General features: G+C 65.2%; 10 protein-coding genes. All 10 read right to left on the bottom strand.

Annotation, left to right across the window (positions count from 1 at the left end):
- Positions 1-1,473, bottom strand: coding sequence for a phosphatase PAP2/dual specificity phosphatase family protein (locus tag KUV41_RS09370; protein WP_222485794.1), 1,473 nt, complete (start codon positions 1,471-1,473; stop codon positions 1-3).
- The gene (locus tag KUV41_RS09375; RefSeq protein WP_222485795.1) at positions 1,470-3,245 is read right to left on the bottom strand and encodes a bifunctional alpha/beta hydrolase/class I SAM-dependent methyltransferase; all 1,776 of its coding nucleotides are present in this window, start codon (positions 3,243-3,245) and stop codon (positions 1,470-1,472) included. Before KUV41_RS09375 ends, KUV41_RS09370 begins: the two co-directional genes overlap by 4 nt.
- Positions 3,242-3,955 carry a CDP-alcohol phosphatidyltransferase family protein gene (locus tag KUV41_RS09380; protein WP_222485796.1) on the bottom strand — a complete coding sequence of 238 codons (714 nt, stop codon included), beginning with the start codon at positions 3,953-3,955 and terminating at the stop codon, positions 3,242-3,244. The genes KUV41_RS09375 and KUV41_RS09380 overlap by 4 nt, the downstream gene beginning before the upstream one ends.
- Positions 3,956-4,058: 103 nt before the next feature.
- A complete protein-coding gene (locus tag KUV41_RS09385; protein WP_222485797.1) occupies positions 4,059-4,823 on the bottom strand; it encodes a FadR/GntR family transcriptional regulator in 765 nt (254 codons plus the stop codon).
- Between the two features lie 89 nt (positions 4,824-4,912).
- Positions 4,913-7,120, bottom strand: a complete 2,208-nt coding sequence (locus KUV41_RS09390; protein ID WP_222485798.1) for an HlyD family efflux transporter periplasmic adaptor subunit — start codon at positions 7,118-7,120, stop codon at positions 4,913-4,915.
- A gap of 2 nt (positions 7,121-7,122) precedes the next feature.
- Entirely contained in the window at positions 7,123-8,490 is a 1,368-nt protein-coding gene (locus tag KUV41_RS09395; protein WP_222485799.1) for an efflux RND transporter periplasmic adaptor subunit, read from the bottom strand.
- Positions 8,487-9,356 (bottom strand): efflux RND transporter periplasmic adaptor subunit, encoded by an 870-nt coding sequence (locus tag KUV41_RS09400; RefSeq protein WP_222485800.1) that lies wholly within the window; start codon positions 9,354-9,356, stop codon positions 8,487-8,489. The genes KUV41_RS09395 and KUV41_RS09400 overlap by 4 nt, the downstream gene beginning before the upstream one ends.
- Positions 9,346-10,938 (bottom strand): TolC family protein, encoded by a 1,593-nt coding sequence (locus tag KUV41_RS09405; protein ID WP_222485801.1) that lies wholly within the window; start codon positions 10,936-10,938, stop codon positions 9,346-9,348. Before KUV41_RS09405 ends, KUV41_RS09400 begins: the two co-directional genes overlap by 11 nt.
- A 29-nt stretch (positions 10,939-10,967) precedes the next feature.
- On the bottom strand, positions 10,968-14,300 hold the full coding sequence (locus KUV41_RS19640) for a VCBS domain-containing protein (protein WP_222485802.1): 3,333 nt from the start codon (positions 14,298-14,300) through the stop codon (positions 10,968-10,970).
- A 35-nt stretch (positions 14,301-14,335) separates the two neighbouring features.
- Positions 14,336-20,827, bottom strand: a complete 6,492-nt coding sequence (locus KUV41_RS09415) for a DUF4347 domain-containing protein (RefSeq protein WP_222485803.1) — start codon at positions 20,825-20,827, stop codon at positions 14,336-14,338.
- Positions 20,828-21,456: the final 629 nt, after the last annotated feature.

Below are 21,456 nucleotides of genomic sequence, written 5' to 3' on the forward strand. Positions count from 1 at the left end.
TCACCGCCTGGTGATCGGCTCGCGTAGGCCAGCACCGTCTTCCTCTTCGTCTTCATTTGTGACTGCCGGCCATGGTGTCTCGTCGACCTGCTCGACCAGCGCCTTGATCGCTTGCCGGTGGGGGGCTCGCAGCACGCAGATGGGACGGGCCCCCCTGACGATCGAGATAGCGTCATCGACGCTGGCCGCCCGACCGCTGAGGAGCAACCAGGCGGCCACGGCGCTGGCGCTGCGCGATACCCCCAGGGCGCAGCACACCAGCACCGGTCCGTGGTGGCGATGCTGTTCGATGGCCTCGGCCGCCCGGCGCAGCTCGACAGCCGAGGCCACGGTCAGGTCAAGTACTGCCACAGGGGTGTAGGCCCGTCGCTGTGTGGGCGCCGACAGTTCAGCACACAGATCGACCAGCGCCATGTCGGCAGCGGGCATCTGCCGCAGCGGTAGGCGGCCAATAAAGACCCCATCGCAGACCTCGTCGGGATGGGGCCGCCGCCGGGTCCACAGCCGTGAGTTGATCCAGGCGCCGACCAGATAAGGCGCCAGTAACAGGCGCGCCGCCAGCGACAGCCGGCCATCATTGTCCTTCTGAAAGCCTGCCACGCCCAGCCACAGGTAGTTGAGGGCCACCAGCGAGAGCGACAGCGCCGGCCACCCTAGCCACCATGCCCAACCGCCTAGCGTACCCGTTTCTAGCGTACCCGTTCCCAGCGTACCTATGCCCAGCGTACCCGAGCCGAGCAGGACCGCCAGCGCAGCGATCGCGCCCGCGCCTACGGCGTAGCGTGCCGCCAGGCGTCGACGGGTCCGGTCATGGCTGAGCCTTGCCCGTTGCAGGGGAGACGCGCCGCGGGTTGGCCATAGCCACAGGCTGATGGCGCCGACGAGTGCCCCCGTGGGCACATCGATGAAGTGGTGCTGCCAGGTGGTCAGCACCGACAGGCCGATCAGCGCGCACCAGCCGTGCAGCAGCCAGCGCCAGGCGGTGCTCCCCAGGCGTTGGGCGTAGGCGTGCCAGAGCACGACCAGCAGGGCGATGTGCAGCGACGGCGCCTGGTTGTAGGGCTGATCAAAGCTCATCAGCACATCGAACAGGGTGCCAAAGACCCCCTCCAGGGGTGGCCGCTGGAGACTGAAGGTCAGCGGGCAGGCCAGAAAGCCCAGCACGCACAGGGCCTGCACCGTCAGCAGGCGTCGCACCAGAGAGCTGAGCTGGCGGCGATCTTGAGGCAACAGCAGCACGCCCGCGGCATACATCAGATCGATGGACCAGTAGGGCACGATGGTCCAGGGCAAGAGCGGGATTCCCCGTTCCCAGTCGAACATGATGCTGGGCAACGGCGCGCGCAAAGCGCTGAGGTGGTTGGTGAGGGCGTAGCTCGAGAAGAACACGACACCCAGCAGCAACAGCCACAGGCCGGCTCTGACACGCAGGCCCCAGCCGCTGGGAGCCCTCTGACAATGTGGGGCGTTCATGGCGATATCCGGCGCGCCAGGATGACCGAGAAGATGCCCCAGGGATCGATCCGCTGGGTGACGATGGCAAAGCCGCAGGCGGCCAGCAGCTGGCGCATTTCGACCTGGCTACGACAGCGCATGACCCAGGGCTCTCCGTCCCGGTGGGAAGACAGCGCCCGGGCAATGAAGGACAGCTGCGGGTGCCAGGGCTGGTTGGTCACCACCAGCAGCGCCCCCGGCGCCATGGCCTCGGCAAGACCGCTGAGGGAGGCTCGCACCCTGGCGTTATCTGGGTACAGCTCGTACAGACCCGATACCACCGCCAGGGTCGGGGCGGGGGTCAGGCTGGCCAGACTGGCGCGGTCGAAGGCGTCGCCAGCCTCGAAGCGGACCCGTTGGGCCAGGGGCTGAGATGGGATCATTTCCTTGATCAGCGCCTGGCCGGCCGCGACATTGGTGGCGCTGTAGTCCCGCAGCAGGACGCTATCTGGCGCCTCGGACGCGTTTGCCAGGGCCGCCAGGGCCGACAGGATGTAGCGCCCGTGACCTGCCGCGATATCCACCAGGTGGACCTGCTGGCCGTTGTGGCGCAGCTCCCGGACGGCATGCTCGATCAGCGCCTCCAGATGGATACGTCGCTGCCGGATGCCACGCCAGCCGATGGCGTTCAGGTACACCCGATCGATCAGCCGGCCCAGTCGGCTCGGGCTATCCGGACGGTTGCGATAGACCTGGTCGAGCATCGAGCCTGAGTCGAAGCCGTGGTCGACGCCGACCTTGAGGCTGTTCGATAGCCTTGCGCCTTGCTGCAGCGCCTTGCGCAGCAGCTGCCAGTAGCGCTGCTTGATCCCGCTCTTGGGCAGCGGTCGAGCGAGGGCCTCCGCCTCGGCGCAGCCGTTGCCGCCGAGATCGGCGTCCAGCCGGCCAAGGGCCTGTGACGGGCGGCTGAACTGGCGGCGAATGAAGCGCTGCATCGGCGCCAGGGCCAAGTGGCGATCCCGCTCACCCAGGGTATCGTGGAAAAACCCCTCGAAGCGGTGACACTCCTTGTCCGGATGGGGCAGGCGGGCGAAGAAGCGTTGTTGAACCTTGCGCTCGACCACCACATCGCGACCCGACAGCAGCAGCTGGATCGGGGTGTCGATGGTGGCGGCATCGGCGACCAGGCGATCGGAGGTGTCGCGCAGCCCGATCAGGATGCGTGCCGAAATCTGGCGGCTGATCAGGGGATCACTGTCGTAGCCTCGGCGACGTTCCAGATCGTGGGTAAGCAGGCTTGAGCGAACATAGCTCTTGACGAAGACCCTGTCGCGAAAGCGGGTCGCCAGGCGCAGCGCGGGAAGCGCCAGGGGCACATACAGCTTCACCCGAAAGGCGGGGGCTGCGAGGATCGCGCCGCGCACCGGGGGAGCGTAGTCGTGCAGCCAGCAGGTGGCGACCACCGCGCCCACGCTCTGGGCGACCACCAGCAGATCGGCCACCGGGGTGCCGTGCTGGTTCTCGATATGCTCGACTAGGCTCTGCACATCTCGTGCGTAGGTAGCAAAGTCGGGGGCGTCGCCCCGCTCGCCATCGGACAGGCCGTGACCGCGGGCGTCCCAGGCAAAGAACGCCAGATCCGGCAGCTCGAGCTCCTCGACCAGGTGTGCCATACGCCCGCCGTGCTCGTGGCCCCTGTGAAACAGCAGCACCGCGCCCTTGGGCACGTCGCCGGTCGCTGGCCAATGGCGGTAGGCGATGCGCTGGCCATCATGGGCGACAAAGGCATGGGACTGTGCGGGGCGGCTCATTGGGCATGACCTTGACGGTCACTGCCTATACGGTCATTGCCTTTACGGTCATCGCCCTGACAGTCATCTGCCTGACGCTTATCAGCTTCGCCGGCGTTTGCCTCGGCGATTCCGCGGCGCACCCGGTGGCTGAGCGATACCAGCATCAGCGCGCTCATCAGCCAGAAGACGGCGGCCACCACCCAGGGGGAGGTGAGCCCCAGGGCGATGGCCAGGGCAAGCAGGCCGATGACCAGCGCCCGATCACTCTTGCCCATGGGGCCATCGTAGCGGCGGCTGGCGCCCACCAGCGGCCCCATGACACCGGCGTATTCCACGATCAAGGCCATCACCAGGGCCACCAGCACCGGCAGCGGATGGGCGTTGGGGAGAAGGGCGAAGGGGACGAACAGGGCGGCGTCGGAGACAACATCGCAGAGCTCGTTGAGGTAGGCTCCCAGGCGCGTCTGCTGGTGGTGTTCCCGGGCCAGCATGCCGTCCACCGCGTTGAAGGCCATGCGCAGCGGCAGCCATAGCGCGATCAGCAGGAACCAGCCCCGCGAGGCGTCAGGCTCCGCCGCCGTCAGGGCAACCATGCCCGCCACCAGCAGCGACAGCAGGGCGGCGATTAACGTCACCTGGTTGGCGCTGACGCCGCGACCCTGCAGGCGGCGTACCAGCGGGCGCAGGAGCCGCTGAAAGCGGGGCTTCAAATCGTAGACCGAGGCCATGTCAAAGATCCTTTTGACGAAGCGGTGCTGCCGGGTTTGGCAGCGTGCCGCGACCGCTTGCCAGCTTAGCATGGAGAGGCCTGGCCAGGGCCGGGGCATGTGCTCAGTCTAGCGGGGGAGGTTCCTGATCGCTGCCCAGTACGCTGTCGCCCGGCTGGATGCCAAGGGCGTCAGCGGTGCCGGCCAGCACTGCCTGGGCGGCACGGAAGGCGGCGTGGGGCTTGCGTGCACGAATCGCTTCCATCAATTCGCGGTGGCGCTCGAGGCTGGCCTCGGGGTCGCTGGCACTCTCGTTGGAGGATTCGATCAGCAGGTAGATCGATGGCCGCAGGATGTGCGACAGCTGGGACCATACGATATTGCGGGTGGCCTTGAAGATGGCCACGTGGAAGGCGATGTCATGGTCGCTGTGCAGCCGTTTGGCATCACCTTCCGCGGCATGCATGGCCCGTTCCATGCCCTCGAAGGCCTCCTCGATCGCGACCAGATCCCGGGCAGTGGCGCGCTTGGCCGCGGTCATCGCCACATAGGGCTCCACGTCCAGGCGGAAGCTCAGGATCTCGCGCTGGATCTCGGGGCTCGGCGAGGCGTAGCGGGTCATCCAGTCGGTGACCAGCGGATCGAGGATGTTCCACTCCTCGACGCTACGCACCTTGGAACCGTGACCTGAGATGCGCTCGATGATGCCGACGTCGACCAGCTGACGAATATCGCTGCGAACCGCTGAGCGGTTCAAGGCGAACTGCTCGGCCAGATCGACTTCCTTGGGCACGAAATCTCCGGGTCGATACTGGCCCGAGAAAATCGCTTCGGCCAGGTAGTCTGCCACGCTGGGGCGCTTGGGGGTGGTGCGGGATGTGACGGCCACAGGGTGACTCCTGGCAAATGTGCTGCTGATCCTAGCGAATGTACAACATAGTGACAATGTCGACGAAGGGCGGAGGGGCTTCTCCGTGCCTAGAATCCACTCTCGCGAATCACCACCGCCGCAAGCCAGGTGAAGAACTGGCCGGCCAGGCTCTCTCGTTCGGCGTCGACGTGGACCTGAGCCCGGCTGCGCCTGGCCTCGGGCCAGGGAGACAGCAGGCGCACCTTTACCGCCACCCGGCCATCGGCCAGGCGCAGGGTGTCCTGGGTCTGGTCAGTGGCGGGTTGAGTGCTCAGCGGTCCCCCATGGCGGGCCGCCAGAGACGGATGGGCGAGTTCCGTGGCGCGGGTTGCCCCGACACTGACCAGCTCTCCCTCGAGTGGCGTGAGCTGTCCTTCGGCAAAGATCCGCACCTTGGCGCCAGGAGTCAGCCGGTGGGCATCATCCTGGGGCAGGTAGGCATCGACGAGCCAGCGGGAAGGATCCAGCAGCAGGCCCAGCGGCTGCTGGGGGGCGACCCACTGTCCCTGCGCCTGTTCGAGGTCTTGGCGCTGCCACACGCCGCTGAACGGTGCCCGCAGGGTGAGGCGAGACAGCTCTTGGCTGGCGGCTGCCTGATGACTCTCGTTGACGCGGCGCTGGGCCAGGGTTGCGGCGTCGCGGTCGAGCCCGTCGTCGGCGGCGAGCAGGCCGGCCAGTTCGGCATCCAGCCAGGCCATGGCCTGTTCACTGGAGCGTAGCTGGTGCTGGATATCCGGCTCCACCAGGCTGGCCAGCGCGGTGCCCTGGCTGACAGCACCTTCCGTCATAAGGCGCTCCAGGCGAGCGGGAAAGGGGGAATACACGGTCAGTTCGTGCTCGGCGTGAAGCAGTCCGGGACCGCTGACGCGAGTCTGCCAGGGCAGGCAAACCAGCACGACGGCCAGCGCCAGCGCCAACAGCCAGCCGAGGCGATGGCGGCGAGGGACGGCGCGGCGAGACGCCCACCAGTGAGAGAGTTCGCGAGACACGGGCATCAGGATAAACCAGGCAATTTCCACGGCGAAAAGGGCAATGCCCAGAGCCTTGAAGAACAGATGATAGACCGCCAGCGCAATCCCCAGGAACAGCAGCAGACGATAGATCCAGGTGGCGAAGGCGAACAGGATCAGGGCGCGGCGCTGGTGGGGCATGAACGGCTCCGGCCAGTCTTCGGACAGACCCAGCAGCCGGCGTCGTAGCCAGGTCCTGGCCTGGCCTCCGGCGCGCTCGTGCAAGTTGGGAAAGTCGAGCAGGTCGGACAGTACGAAATATCCGTCGAAGCGCATGAACGGGCTGGCATTGATCGCCAGTGACAGCACCCAGCTGGTGGTCGCCAGATACAGTAGCGCGCTGTTGAGTGGGCCGGGCTCGGTCAGCACCCAGCCGAGGGTGGCAACACCGGCCAGGCCCAGTTCCACCAGCATGCCCGCCGATGAGATCGCCAGACGCGAGCGACTGCGCCTGAGCTTCCAGCTCTCGCCGGTATCGGTATAGAGCATCGGCCAAAGCACAATGAAGGCGACCCCCATATGCGCCACCCTGACCCCCAAGCGGGTCGCGACCAGGGCGTGGCCGAGCTCGTGACAGGCCTTGGCCACCACCAGGGCCAGGGCGAAGCTGACGATACCGGAGAAGGAAAAGGCGTCCATCACCGCATGGGTGAACAGGTCCCAGCGCTTGATCACCAGGATCAGCCCGATCAGGCTCAGGATAAGCACGGCGCCGACCATGGCTTGGGTGAACAGCCACGGCAGCCGTCCTACCATGGCCTCCAGGAAATGCTGTGGGCGCACCAGCGGCAGGCGAAAGAACAGGTAATGATGCAACCACCAGGACAGGCTTTGCCAGGCGGCGCCGCGTTGCGCCTGCTGGGCGAGGCGTTGGCTGACCTCCGCCGTCGCCCGCAGCAAACGATGGTGATCCAGGAAATCGACCAGCGCCAGGATATCGCCTACCTCGGGCGAGAGCGCGGTGGCGGCGTCGATCTCATCGCAGAGACGACGAGGGCTGTGGCCCCAGCGAGTCAGGCATTCGAACTCCAGCCAACCGATGCGATAGAAGCGATTGGTGACGGGGTCCTGGATCGACCACTGTGGCTCGCCCTGGGCGTCTCGGCCAGCTTCGTGCAGCTGCAGATCGTCGCGCAGGGGTGGCACCGGCTGGTGCTCGCGAGGATCTGCAGCCGACAGGCTCGGCGCGGTGGTGTCTAGCGTCACCGCTGCGGCCGATGGCGTTCCGGCTGGGGCGGCTCCGCTGAAGGGCGGCGATGGGTGCATGACTACCACCCGGTCCAGGCCCGCAGGGTGGCCAGCGGCCGCCTCAGCAGGTAGTAACCCAGGCTGACGCGTTCACCATAGACCTTGGCCGTGCCGTGCAAGCCCAGGCGCGCCGGTGTGGCGTCGGCGTCGTCGAGACGCGCCAGCAGTCGGTAGGCATCGATGCCGTCGGCGTCCGGCTGGGTGGCGTAGCTGGTGCGTGTCAGCGTCGCCTTGAGCGGTGTCAGCGGCTGGGCACTCAGGAATACGGTGACCTCGGCACCCGGCGTCAGCGCGATGGCATCGGCCGCCGCCAGCTGGATCTCTACCGCCGGCTGAGCGGGGTCTGCCAGACGCAAGATGCGCTCGCCGGTGGTGACCGGGCGTCCCTCCCAATCGTCGCGGTCAGAGTAGACGGCGACCCCCGCTGCGGGGGCAACGACAAGGGTGCGTTCGAGGCGGGCCTCGATGGCTGTCAGCTCGGCCTGGCGCTGAGCCTGTTGCCCGCGTAAACGGGTCATGTCAGCCAGTCGGCTCCGATCATCGAAGGCCAGGTTGCCGGCGGCATCGAGCTCGGCGCTGGCGACGTCAAGCTGGCGTCTGAGCACTTCTGCGCGACTCTCCAGCTCGCTGCGGTCCAGGCGCAGCAGAGGCGTGCCGGCCTCGACGGCCTGGTTGGGCTCCACCAGCATGTCAGCGACCACCCCATCCAGCGGACTGGTAATGGCGGTACTGTCGAGGGAGATGATCTCGGCCGGTGCCAGCGCGGACAGGCGTACTGGCAGCAGCAGGATGGCCACCACCGCCAGCAGCACCAGCCACCACAGACGCCGCCTTGGCAGGCGCAGCGCCCGTCGGCGCGGCGCCAATGCTTGCCAGCAGTAGCGCCAGCTGTGGGCGAGCCCGGCCAGCTGTGGCCGCAGCGGTTCAGGCGGGGCCTGCTCGAGCAGAAACAGCGCCCAGGCGCGACCTGCAGGTCCTCGCGAGGTGGCAGGGTCGGCGGGGCTCAATGGCACCAGCCACAGCACCTCAGGCCACCACTGGGCCCAGCCCTCTGCCAGCGATGAAGGAAGGTCCAGCTGCTCGCGCAGCAGCAGCCTGGCCTCACTGGGCGAATTATGCTGGTCGAGCCACACGCCCAGTGTCTCGACCCAGTTGAGAAAAGGCGTGCGCTCCTTCGGTGTGGCCAGCCCCGATACGCAATGGACTTGTACCTTGCTGGCGCTGCGCCGCTCCACCACCAGCGCCTGGCGAAAGCGCAGCAGGGGGTAGCTGTCGTTGGCGATGGAAAAGGCTAACTCCGTGCGCGTCGCGGCGGTCATGGCGCGGTCGCGCAGAGCCAGGACCAATGCCGGAAGCGACGCAGGTCGAGGCGTCTCGCTGGCACTCATGGGTTATCCTGTGGCTCGGGAGTAGTGCTTTCCTGGGTGCTTTGATCGAGGGGGCTCTGGTCGAGGGTGCTCTGGTCGAGGGTGCTCTGGTCAGGAATGTTCGCGTCGAGGGCGTCCAGCAGGGCTCGCCCGGTCATGCCCGCCACCAGTTCCGGGTGGGCCTGGTCAAGCTCGGCCTCCAGCTCGACGGTCTGGGCGACAGCATCGATCCGGGCATTGATGGCGCTGAGAGTAGCGGCGTAGCGCTTGCCGGTCTCGCTGATGTTGAGGGTCAACGGCTGGCCGACGCTGAGCGAGGCCAGGCTCGAGGACGGAGCGTTAAGGCGTACCTTGAGCGGCCCGTCGGCGACCAGGTCCAGAATCGGTGTGCCTGCCGACATGGTCTGGAACGGCTTCACATGCACCGCCGCGATGCGACCGCTGAACGGCGCGGTCAAGGTGCAGCGATCGCGCTGTGCGGCGGCCAGGTTGAGGGTGCTCTGGGCCTTCTCCACCTCGGCGCGGGCCAGCGCCACCTCGAGATCACCCACCGCGTCCAGTCGCCGCAGGCGGTCCTTGGCCTGGCTGTTGAGCCGGGCCACGCCCAGCTCGGTATTGGCCACGTTGACTCTGGCCTGCTCAATCCGACAGTCAAAGCGGGCCAGGGTATCGCCCTCAGCGACCTGGACACCCAGGCTAACCGGCAGCTCAGACAGGGTACCTTCCATCTGGCTGGACAGGGTGGCATCGGTGTGAGGCGCGAGCAGGGCGCGCATGGCGCCCTGATTGTCACTGGACTGGGCCCAGGCGCCGCTGACGGTGGTACTCGCCAACAGGGCCGTGGTGATGAGCGCTGACAGCCGCGAGGGATGTCGTCTATACCGCATCTTTGGCACCTCCCTGGCCGTCGACAGCGGGCTCCGGACGCGGCTCGAGGGTCGGCCCCGGGGTGGTCGGCGCGGGTTGCCCTGGATGGGGCGCAATGATGCCCTGGCGCTCATGGGTGGTCATGGTGTTCTCGATCTCTCGCGCCAGGGTCTGAATGTCATGCTGGGCGATGGTCTCGGGCATCACGTCCAGTCCTACCGAGTTGAACAACCGTCCCCAGGCCGCCTGGGCACGGGAATAGGCGGCTTCACGCTGGTACTGGGACAGCAGGTAGCGGCTCTCGGCGCGGATAACCTCCAGTTCGGAGCCGATGGATGAACTGGCGGCTGCCTTGGCGTAGGCCAGCAGATCCTCGTCTACGTCCAGGCTTTCGTCGCTGTACTGGAGTTCTTCGCGGGCCAGGTGGTAGCGCAGGGCGCCAACGCGAACCTGGGTCAGCACGGCCATGGACAGCGCGGTACGCCTGAGGTCATCGACACCGCCCTGGGTTTGCTGGGCATTGTCCAGATCCGGGTAGGACAGCAGCTTCAACAGATTCAGCGAGACGTTGACGCCGGTCTCGGTCCAGTCGTTGTTGTACAGGTAGTCGTTGGAATCGTACTGCACCCCAGCACTGACGGTGATATTGGGCCACAGGCGCAGCTTGGCCGCCTCCAGATCGTTCTGGTTGACCCGCTTGCGATACCACTCTTCCATGATCTCAGGACGGTGCTGCAGCGCCAGTTGCTCGAGACGCTCGATGTCGGTGACTTCGGGAGGTAGCGGCATTTCTGGCTCGTCGGCCAGGATCAGGCGAGTGCCGGGAGGCAGCGACATCAGCGCCGCCAGCTCGGTCTTGGCCAGCTCCAGGTCCTGGCGGCGTGCAGTCAGCAGGGTGGTGGAATCGAGCAGCGCTCGCTGGTAGGCCAGCACCTCCTGGCGGGGCAGCAGTCCCTGCCGCTGGGCTTCGCGGGCGGCGTCCAGGGCCACCTCGGTGCGCGCCAGCAGGACGTTCAACTGGGGAATCAGGCGCTGGGCGGCCAGCGCTCGCCAGTAGGCGTTGCGCACGTCGCGCAGCACATTCTGGGCGACCTTGCGGCGACGCTCCTCGGCCATCAGCATCTGATCGGCCTTCTGCTGGTTCTCGTAATAGGCCAGGCCGAAGTCCAACAGGCTCCAGGACAATCCGAGACCTGCGGTAGAGCGGTAGCGCTCCTCGGAGGTCGAGGGGCGCAAGCTTTCTTCGCCATCCTCGATACCGATGGAGGTGCCCCCTGAATCGTTGCTGCGGTCGCTGTACCCGGCTTCGGCAACGATCTGCGGCAGCAGCTCGTGGCGCGATACGTCCCGCAGGTTCGACGCCAGCGCACTTTCCATCAGCTTGAGGCGATAGTCCAGGTTGTACTTCAGCGCGCGGGCGGCGGCTTCATAGAAGGTGACCGGCTGGTTCAGCGGCTCCTGCAAGCGATACATCTGAGCCTGATCGCTGATCGCCCGCTGGCGGATCTGATCGGCGTCGTAGGGCTGTGGCTCCAGGTTTGCACAGGCGCTGAGACCCAGGCCGGCGGTGACCGCCAGCGCCGGGAGGGTGAGTCGGTACATGCCGTTTCCTTGTCGTGACACTGTCATTGTTACGGGTCTCCGCGCAGTGGCGCAGTGGTGTCCGCCATGGCCAGCAGCTGCTGGCGGAAGCCACTGGCGGTCGCCGGTGCGGCCTCCTGCCGCTTGTCGGTGGCGTCGCTATCCAGGGGAGTGTCGGCCAGCCATTGTGCTCCCTCGGGCAACGGCGGGCGACCGTCGAAGCGCTGTTGTTCGGGGGTGGGCGCTTGCTGTGCTTCCCCGGTGGCAGAGGCAGTGGCCGTGGTAGAGGGTGCGGCCGTGGCAGAGGAAGCGTCGGCATTGCCCAGTAGCTGCTCTCGCGTGGGGGCATACAGCGAGGGATCGGCCAGCAGTCCATCGGCGGTGAGGTCGGTACGGCCGTGTCGGCCCAGCAGCTTGATCTGGTCGAGCTCGGCGAAGGCCCGACTGAGCGCCACGCCATAGGACACGTACTGGCCTTGAACCTGGCCCAGGCCTTCTGCCAAGGATGCAATACGCGTCTCGAAGGGGCGCACCAGCAGCGGCTGGCCACCATGGGACAGCCGCAGGTAGTCGGTGACCTCGCGATTGTTACGCTCGACCTCTGGGGTGACAAAGACCACCGGATCCAGGTCACCGAGCCCCTGGGTGCTGGGGGTGAGGCCTTCGCGATGCTGAAAATGGGGCCCGATATCGCCGGTCTTGATCGGGATGTAGGGGGCCGCAATGTCCAGGGTTAGCGTCAGGGTCGCGGTGTCGGTGGCTCCGGCGCGGTCCACCAGGGTGTAGACAAACGCCTCTTCAAGCACCGGGCCAAGGCCGCTGGCCCGCAGCACCTCGGGGTTGGTGCGATCAATGAAGTAGCGATAGCTGCCATCGGCCTCGATGATCAGGGTGCCGTAGCGACCCTGCAGCGGCTCGCCGGCCTGGGCCGATACGCCTTGCTGGGAGACCGAGGCGACACGCTGGGTCTCGCCGTTCGCCGTGGCGTCAGGGTCGCCGTCGTTGGGCAGCACATTCCCGACGGCATCAGGTCGGCCAGCCCCACCTCCGGTATCGATGGCCTGACCGGCGTCATCGCGGGCAGTGGGGGCGTCATTGCGACCGTCGATCGTGATGGTCAAGGCAGCACTGCTGGCGCCTCCCCAGCGATCCGTCAGGGCGTAGGTGAAGCTTTCACTCAAGGTCTGGCCGCTGACACGCAGGGCCTGGACCCGTGGATCATCGTCGTCGACCGCATAGCGATAGCTGCCGTCGGCATTCATGATCAGACTGCCGTAACGTCCCTTGAGGGCGTTACCCAGGGCGCCCTCGGTGCCGTCGCCCGTCGCCACACCGGTGACGCTAAGGTTGGGGCCCAGCAGGTCGATGCCCAGATTGATATCACCGTCCACGTCGATATCGTTGGTCAGCACGTTGCCCACCGCATCCTGACCGGCCGTGGCGTTGTCGCGACCGCCGGCTTCCACCGCCAGGCCGCTGTCGTCGACCGGGTCCGGTGCCTGATTCTGGCCGCGCACGAAGACGGTCAGCTCTGCCAGGTCGGTCAGGCCAGCCAGGTCGCGGGCCTGATAGGTGAAGATATCGCGGCGGAACTCCAGCGGGCCGAGACCGAGGATCTCGGCGTTGTTCTGGTCCACCTCGTACAGGTAGCTGCCATCTCGGTTCAGGGTCAGGGTGCCGTACTGGCCCACCAGCACCACGCTGCCCCCGCTCAAGGTCGCCAGGCTGCCGCCGGACGCCTCGCTACCAGGGCGGCCGCCGCTGACCGCCAGCCGGTCGCCGGCATCGATATCGTTGTCATTGGTCAGCACATTGCCGCTGGGGTTGCGCGCGCTGCCGTCCTCGTTGCGGGCCACCGCCAGGGCGATGTTATTCGACGCCACCGGGGCGTCGTCGCGGCCCTCGATGGTGATGGTCAAGCGGGCCGAGGTGGTCGCGCCGAGCGGATCGACCGCACGGTAGATGAACACGTCGGTGAGGGTATCGTTGGCGGTCCTGAGGGCCTCCACCTGTGGGTTGGTATTGTCGACGACGTAGGTGTAACTGCCGTCGCTATTGAGCGTCAGCGTACCGAAGCGACCCGCCAGCGCCTGCCCGGCAGACACCGTTGTGGTAGCGAAGCGCACCTGATCGACCGTGATGGCCTGGCCGTCGACATCACTGTCGTTGGTTAGCACGTTGCCGCTGGGGTCGGTGCCCAGGGTGCCATTGGCGGTGCCGCCGGCTTCTACCGCAACGGCCTTGTCGGCGACCAGGGTGGGCGGGTCGTTGGCACCCACCACGGTGACCACCAGCTCTGCCAGGTCGGTATTGCCCGCACTGTCACGAACCTGATAGGTGAAGGTCTCATTCAGGGTGTCGCCCACGGCCAGAGCCTGGACAGCGGTGTTGGCGCCATCGACCACGTAGCGATAGCCGCCATCAGCGGTAACGATCAAGCGACCGTACATGCCGTTCACGCTGGCACCGGCGCTGCCGACGACGCTGAGGCTGCCGCCAGCGCTCTCGCTGCCCGCGCGAATCCCGGCCACGCGCAGGGCGCCCTGGTCGACCGTGTCCACGTCACTGTCGACTTCGTCGCCGTCATCGTCAGTGATCAGGTTGCCGCGGCCGTCCACCGCCGCGGTCGACCCGTCGGTGGATGGCGCCTGAGCGCTGGTGCTGTTGTCGGTGGCGATGGGGGCGTCCTGGGCGCCGCGAATGGTGATGGTCAGCACCGCGGCGCCATCCAGGCCCAGGGCATCGGTGACCCGGTAGGTGAAGGTCTCCGACAGGGTGTCGCCGCTCGCCAGCGCCTCGACAGCCGGATCAGCATCATCGATGACGTAGGAGTAGCTGCCGTCGGGGTTGATGGTCAGGATGCCGTACTCACCCTCGATGTCGGTCGCGCCGCTGACGTCCTCGAAGGAGCCCAGGATATCGTCGCCTTCACGGATACCGGTGACGACTTTCGTCTCACCGAAGGCGTCCACGTCGGTATCGTTGTCGAGCACATTGCCTGTGCCATCCTGTCCGCCGGTGGCATTGGCGACGCCGCCTTTTTCGATGGCCACGGCGTTATCATCGACACCCACGGGAGCGTCATTGGCGCCCTCGATGGTGATGGTGACCGTGGCCTGGGACGACACGCCAGCGCGGTCGTGAATCACATAGACAAAAGTGTCTTCCAGCTTATCGGTGCTCTGCCTGAGTGCCTGGACTTCTTCATTGTCATTGTCCAGCAGGTACTCCGCCGAACCATCGGCCCCGATCACCAGGGTGCCGTAGCTGCCCTGGATGCGGGTGGGTTGGGTCGGGTCGTCGCTGACCGCTTGCAGGGTGCTGCCACTGACGCCTGCCTGAACCACCGTCAGCACGTCGGGATCGGCATCGTTGAGGTCCACGTCGGTATCGTTGGCGACCACAAAGCCGTTGGGATTTACCCCATTGGTATTGAAGCGTCCCCGGCCTCGATGGCGATGGCGGCATCATCTTTGGCGGTTGGGTCGTCATTGACCGCCAGCACCCTCAGGGTCAGGCGGTCGGTGGTAGTGAGGGCGTCCTCGGGGTCCTCGCCCGGGGTGCCGTTGGGACTGTCAGGGCTGTCTCCGGTGTTGGCGTTGTCGTCTGTGGCGATGGTCAGCGTCACGTCGCCGTTGGCGTCGGTGGCGCCCTGATAGCTCAAGGTGGCAAGGGCCGCGTTGATATCAGCCAGGGTCCCCTCGATGGTGATCGTGGTGCTGCCACTGCCGCTGATATTGGTGCTGATAGTGGCGTTCCCGCCGCCCTGATTCAGGGTCAGAGTGCCAGCGGGCACACTCAGCTCGGTGGTCAGGATGCTGGAGGGGAGGGCGTCCGGGTCGCTGACGCTGATGCCGGGGATCGCGAACTCGGTGTCTTCATTGCCACTGACCGGCGAGGCCGGCAAGGTGTGCACAGGACCGTCGTTAAGGCTGACGTAGCCGATGTCCGCAGCGCGATTGTTGCTGCCACCGGCGCTGATGCTGACGTCGACCCGGGACAGAGTGCCGTCGCCGAAGCTGCCGTCGTCGGAGTCGATGCGCGCCCGTAGTTCGCCCAGGTCATCGTCGGTCAAGCGCTCGCTGGCCGAGATGCGATAGTTGCCCAAGGGCAGCACCCCGAAGGAGTAGTTGCCGTTTGCATCTGTCAGGGTGGTAAAGGTAAGGTCATCAACGTCGTCGAAGTCGCCGTCGTTGTTGCCATCCCAGGTAAGGGTGACGGTGACACCGTCAAGGCCTGCACCATCCGGGCTGGCATCGCTGGTAGCCGTCAGCGTGTCATCCCACAGGGTGCCGCTGATCACGCCTAGGCTGGCGCTGGCCGTCAGCACATAGTCATTGAGGCCACCGCTGCCGTCTTCGCCGGTGCGCTCGCCATCTGCCTCGCTGTCGGTACCCACGCTGCTTCCGCCAAAGTCGGTGAAGGCGCCGCCGTCCGCCTCGGCCGCGTCGGGTAGGCTCGACCAGATCAGCTGTGCCTGGGCATCGACGACCTGCGTGTTATTGGGTACCTCGACACGATAGACGACGCTGACCTCGGTGCCCGGATCGAGCTGGGCAAAGGTGACTTTGATGCCCGAGTCGGTATTGACCTCGACCTCGACTCCGTCGGGCAGGTTGGCCAGGGTATAGGACTGGCCATCGATGATGACGCTGTCGATGTTATAACTGCTGGCCTCGGGAAAGGCGTCGGTCAGCACCACGTCGTAGGCCGGCATGCCGCCGTTCTGTTCGAAGCTCACCTGGACGGTCGCGGAGCCATCACCGCCGCCAATGCTGGGATTGAACGCCTCCACGGTCTTGGTCATGTCGCTAAAGGAAGGCTCGGCGATCACCTGGGTCAAGGTCTGGGAGCCGAAGGCTGCGTCGTCGCGGTTCTCGGTGACGGTCAGACCGAGTTCCGTGCCTGTCTGGTTGGCACTGGCGTTGTCGACGCGGACATTAAACTCCAGCGAGATGCCCTCCCGGTCGCTATCGTTGCCATCATTGATGAGCAGGTTCCCTAGGCTGATCGTCAGGGTGCGTCCACCATTGGTGATGGCATAGAGGCCGCTGGCTAGCTCAGTGTTCAGTCCATCGGAGAGGTCCGGATTGATCAGTCCAGCCTCGGGAGATTGTCCGTTGCCGCTGATCGCGTAGGGGCTCAGGTCGATGGGGTCGCCGGTGGTGGGATCGGTACTGGTAATGCTGCCATTGTTGGAGAGGACCGCCATCAGGATGTTGTTGGCGGTTTCGGGAAGAATGGTCAGTCCCTCATCGACCTCAATAACGAGCTGATAGTTGGTGATGGAACCTTCCGGCAGCAGCGCCACGACCCGATAGCGGATGATCTCACCTACCGCGACATCTTCGAACTCGGCGTTGGTGGGATCCGCGGCATCTGTGCCCTGCATACCGCCAACCCGGGACACCTCTAAGGTCTGAGCCACCGGCACCTGCAAGCGATCGTTGTACTGGTAGTCGTTGAGATCGCCGCCGTAGAGAGCACCATCGGCACCGGTGCGCTCTTCACCGGCGCTGGTGGTGGTCTGGTCGTCGAGGCTGGTCCAGGTGACTTGAGCGTTGGAGGTCAGGTTGCGTACGTCGGCGGCACTGGCGCTGACGGTGGCGCTGATGGTCAGGGTGATCGACTCGCCGGAGCGCAGGTCCAGCGTGGTGTTGGTCAGGCGAATGGTATTGCCATCGATCTCGAAATCCCCGATGACCGCTCCCGAACTGCCGACTACGGTCACTGAGTCAAGGGAGATTCCCGTCAGCTCGCTCGGCAGGCTAAATTCGAAGCCCAGGTCGAAGCCTGCCAGAACCGACGAGTTATCGAGGACGACCTCGTACACCAGCGCATCCCCTTCATCGACCCCAAGCCCCGGGTCGGCGGGGGAGACCAGACGTTGCTCGACGGTAATGGTGGGTTCCTTGATGGTCGTCACCGGGGCGTCGCCGGTCTGGGCGACGTCCCGGTCTACCGCGGTGCTGCCGTTGACCTCGTCACCGTCGCTATCTTGAAAGCTCAGGCTGGACGTGTGTTCGTGGGTGAAATTGGGGTCGCTGTTGTTAGCGTTGTCCTGGTTGTTAAGGGTGTTGGTGGCAATCAGCTGTACGCGCAGCACAAAGGTATTGTTGCCGGCATCGTTATCGTCTTCGGCACTGGCGGTAGTGAAGGTAAACAGACCATCGATACCTTCGTCGCCCAGGATTCCACCGTCACCGGTGAACCCGCTGATGGTCAGGGTGCCGGCAAAGTTGGCGCTGAGATTGCCGCTGTCGGCGGCGTCGGTGATCAGCAGATAGCCGTCGCCACCATTAAAGGTGGTATCCAGCGCCATACCTGGCGGGATCAGGTCCGAGATGCGCAGGTTCTGGGTGCCGCCTTCCGGCAAGGTGACGACGATGTCATAGAGCATGGACTCGCCAACCACCAGGTTGGCGCCGCCGGTGTGGGACTCGCTGGAATCGTCGGCGGTGGCGCTGCCGCCGTCGGCAAAGGTGGTGGTGATGGTCGGTGCCGCCACCTGCTGGGTAGCGTCGTCACTCAGATCGGTGGCGGTGAAGTCGGGACCGCCGTTGGTGCTGGCGTAGTAGTTCAGGGTGGCGGTGGTGCCGAGGGTACGGCTGGCGGCCACCGTCGAGACCACGATCACATCGTAGGTGATGACGATGATGTTGCGGCCGGCGTCGTCGCTGGCGCTACCATCGCGCCCCGCCTGGAGCGTTGCCTGTCCTCCGGCGTCCAGCAAGGTAATGGTAGTGCCACTGACGCTGTAGTCCGTGCCTTCGGTGAGCACCGTGCCGTCGCCCAGGGTCAGGATCAGATTGGCGGAGGCCAGGCTGTCGCCCACGAATTCCAGGTCGGCGGGGAGCTCGATCGAGGTCGCCACATCGAAGGCGCCGCCGCCGCCGGTGTTTTCCAGCAGGGTGGCCAGACGCAGGGTGTCACCGGCGTCGATGTCGGTGACGTCGCCGTCCACCGCCGCGGGATCAGTGATGCTGCCGGTGAACGGTGCCCCCGAGGTGCCCGGGGCATTCCAGCTACCGCTGGTCCCGCTGACGCTGCCGTTGGTCGAGGACACCACTCCGTGGGTGATGGAGACGACCGGCTCGGCCACCGACTGCACCTTGACCACGTCCTGGGAGATCAGTTCGGTCTTGTCGATTGTGGTGGTCTGGCGCGATTCGGCCAGCACATCCAGCGAGCGGCCATCGGCGAAGGGCTGGTTGCCTACCGTCATGGTAAAGCTGACGGCGATGGTGCTGGCCTGGGTGGCGCTGAGATCGTCGAAGGTGAAGACGATCGAGTTACCAGGGCCACTTTCGACACTGGCGATACTGCCCGTCCAGGTGTTGTCCGGGTGCATAGACCAGGAGCCCGGAGGGTTGAGGCCGTTCCAGTCGGTGCCGACTACGCCGGTATCCAGCAGCGGCAGCGGCAGGTAGGCGATAAGCTGGAATCCCTCGTGGTCGCCGGTGACCAGGTCATAGCTAAGGGTGAAGGTGACCTCATCGCCGGGGGCCAGCTCGGTCACGCCTCCTTCAATGGCGATATCCACGTCGCTGACCGGAACGGTCAGGTTGGTGCTGGAATTATCGGCTTCACTGAAGCCCGTCAGGTTATTGGCATCGTAGAGCAGGGTGGCATTCACCTGCGCCGAATTGCCGATGCTGTCGCCTTCGTTGATATCTGGGTGGTCAGCGACGCCGACGTAGGCCTGATCCACCACCGCCCGATAGCCGATGACGGCCCGGGTGGCACCGGCATCGATCACATTGTCGAAGGCCGCGTCGCCCGCCAGCCAGGCTTGGTCATCCAGGGCGTCCTGGATCGACTGGGCGATGTCGAAGACCAGGGTGGTGGTGCCGTCGGCGTTGGTGGTGGAGGTCACTACCAGGTCGATGGTGGTGGCATTGGTGCCGCTATATAGCGTCAGGGTCGGAGCACCGGTCAGTGTCTGTCCGTTACCGAGCGAGTCGGTCACGATAAACTGACCTTCCAGCTGGGTGTCCTTGCCGAAGGCGAAGTAGTCCGACAGCGCCACCTCCAGCTGGTATTCCAGGGTATCGCCAGGCGTCAGACCGCTGGACCCGGTATCTACCACCACTGACGCGCTCTTCTCTACGGTCAGCGACTTGGCGACAAAGCTGATCTCATCGCCGGTACCCGCAAAGCTGACCTTGCCGTCAGGATCGTTGGGGTCCCTGTCTCGGCTATCCAGGGGAAGCCAGACGCCGGCGCCGCTGGGGGCGTCGAAGGTGATGGTCTCTTCATTGCCGTTGGCCGGATCCAGGATAGCGTTACCGTCGGCATCGTACTCCGGCACGAAGAAGTCTACCCGACTGGACTGGGCCTCGGTGAGACTGTCGTAGGTCACGGTGTAGGAGGTGATGAAGGCATCGCCATCAATGGCCCGTTGGATCAGGTCAGGACGCACCAACGTCAGTCCACTCGCCAGGGTGATCGAGGTCAGGGTGCCAGCGCCGGGGTCGATGGCGGTGACTTGCACGTTGGTTGGAATCGGCTGGGTGATGACCACGTCGGTCAGGGTCTGAGCGGTAATACCGGCGCCGGCCGGCCGCACCGTGGTGACCAGGCTGTGAGGATAGTTTTCACCGGTGGTGGTATCGCCCTCGCTCATGTTGAGGGTCTGCTCCACCGCGATCACCGTGGGGGTGATGGTGAAGGCGACCGCGCTGCCAAGCAGGGTGGGGTCCTGCTCGGGGTTCGACTGGGCATCATTGCCAAGCTCGAAGCCAGCCAGGGCCTGGATCACCAGATCCGGACTGCCATTGGTCTGGGCGGTGTCGGCCAGGGCGCTCAAGCGGCCGGTAAAGGTCACCTCGATATCAGGCTGCTCGGCGGTCAGACTGGCAAATGGAAGGGCGACGACGATAAGGGTATCGCCGGCGCGAGCACCGAAGTCTGCCGCATTGATGACCAGTGGCTGGCCGTCACTGCCGCGGGCCAGAGGATGCTCTGCCTGGCCGTTGGCGTCGAAGGTGACGCTCAACAGATCCAGCTGGCCTCCCAGGTAACTCGCTGAGGTGATGGTGATACCGTCATCCACCGCGGCGCCAGCGCCGTCCTTGCCGGTGGCTGGCACCACCAGCTGAACGAAGGGCGCGTAGCCTTCCTGGGCACTGGAGGCGTTGGATACGTTGACGCTGAACTCGAAGGTTTCGCCGAGGGGCACCTGAGCGCTGGAGGCCGGCAGGTTGGCCACCGGCTGTGCATCCGCCAGCAGGCCATCGAGGCTTGCGAGGGCCGCGACCGCCACCCCACGGTCGTCGTCTAGTTCACCCAGCTGACGTTCGAGGACCCAGTCGCCTCCCTCCAGCGTACTGCCGGTATTGTCGCTGGAGGCGCCGACGTCCATGCCGGTGGCCTTGGACAGATTCTCGAGAAAGGCTACGCCATGGTCGCTGGCCGCGACCCGACAGCCGTACAGCAGCAGGTCGGCGTCGGCGCTGAGGGCATCGCGCCACTGGCCAAGCTGTTGGTTGAAGTCCGACAGGGTCTGGCTGCTGATCAGTGTATTGCCAAGCTGGAACTGGCCATCGCTACCGTGACTGAAGATCTCGATGCTCTGCACCTGATCCATACCGGCCAGGGCGGAGGTGATGGCGGCCACGCCGTTCTCATCGCTATCTACCACTATCCATTCGGCGTCATCGGCAAGGCCGTCGCGAATCGCCTGGCGCTGCTGATCGCTAAGACGGGCATCCAATACCACCAGATGTCGCGCACTCGTGCTGCGTGCCCCCTCACCATCGCTTTGGCTCGCAGGAGTGACGGCGACCTTGTCCTTGTCGCCAGTGTCTTGCTGCTGGTCGCTGTCAGCGTGATCGGCGCTGGCGGCCATGGCGCCGTCGAACAGCAGGCGTGGCTCCAGCGCGATACGTCGTGTACGAGATCCCTTCATACGGTCTCCTGCCGTCTTGGCTGGCCATCTTGCACACTAAGGATGACCATTATGGTGCAGTGCGGATTTATTATGCCGCATTTGGCAATAAACATAGCGTGATTCGATAGTTCTTTGCCACAACATGCATATGTCGCGAAAGTTATCGGGTGAATGAGCGCTATAGTAGTGCCGTTGCTGTGTCTGCCATGTAGCGCAAATGAGGGAGAGGTGGCACCGTGAAGTAGGTAGGCTGCTGCGCTGAGTTCTGCACACTTTGAGAGGCTCAGGATACCTTGAAGGGGCTCAGGATGGTTCGCAAGGACAGCGTCTCGTCCACAGCACCTTGGCTGAAACGTGAGTCGAAGGAGAGTAAATGAAGGAGAGTAAATATACATGCAGCAGAGGGAGCCAACCGCAAGGAACAGTCGCCCGTGCTGAGTCTAAAAACAGTATGAATTTTGCACAATAAAATTGACGCGCTGGATAAATCCGTCAAACGGGGTACGCCCAGCCTACCGTTTATGATGCAGCCGCCAGCGGCAGCCGTATTTTTGCGTTTGATGTCACGCTGGCTACCACGCTTTATTTCACCCCCATGGCGGGGTGAGTGATCTGGGGTGACTGTTAGTAGAAGCGCCGGCGGAAGC

Source organism: Halomonas sp. DP8Y7-1 (assembly GCF_019801685.1).
Lineage (GTDB): Bacteria > Pseudomonadota > Gammaproteobacteria > Pseudomonadales > Halomonadaceae > Halomonas > Halomonas litopenaei_A.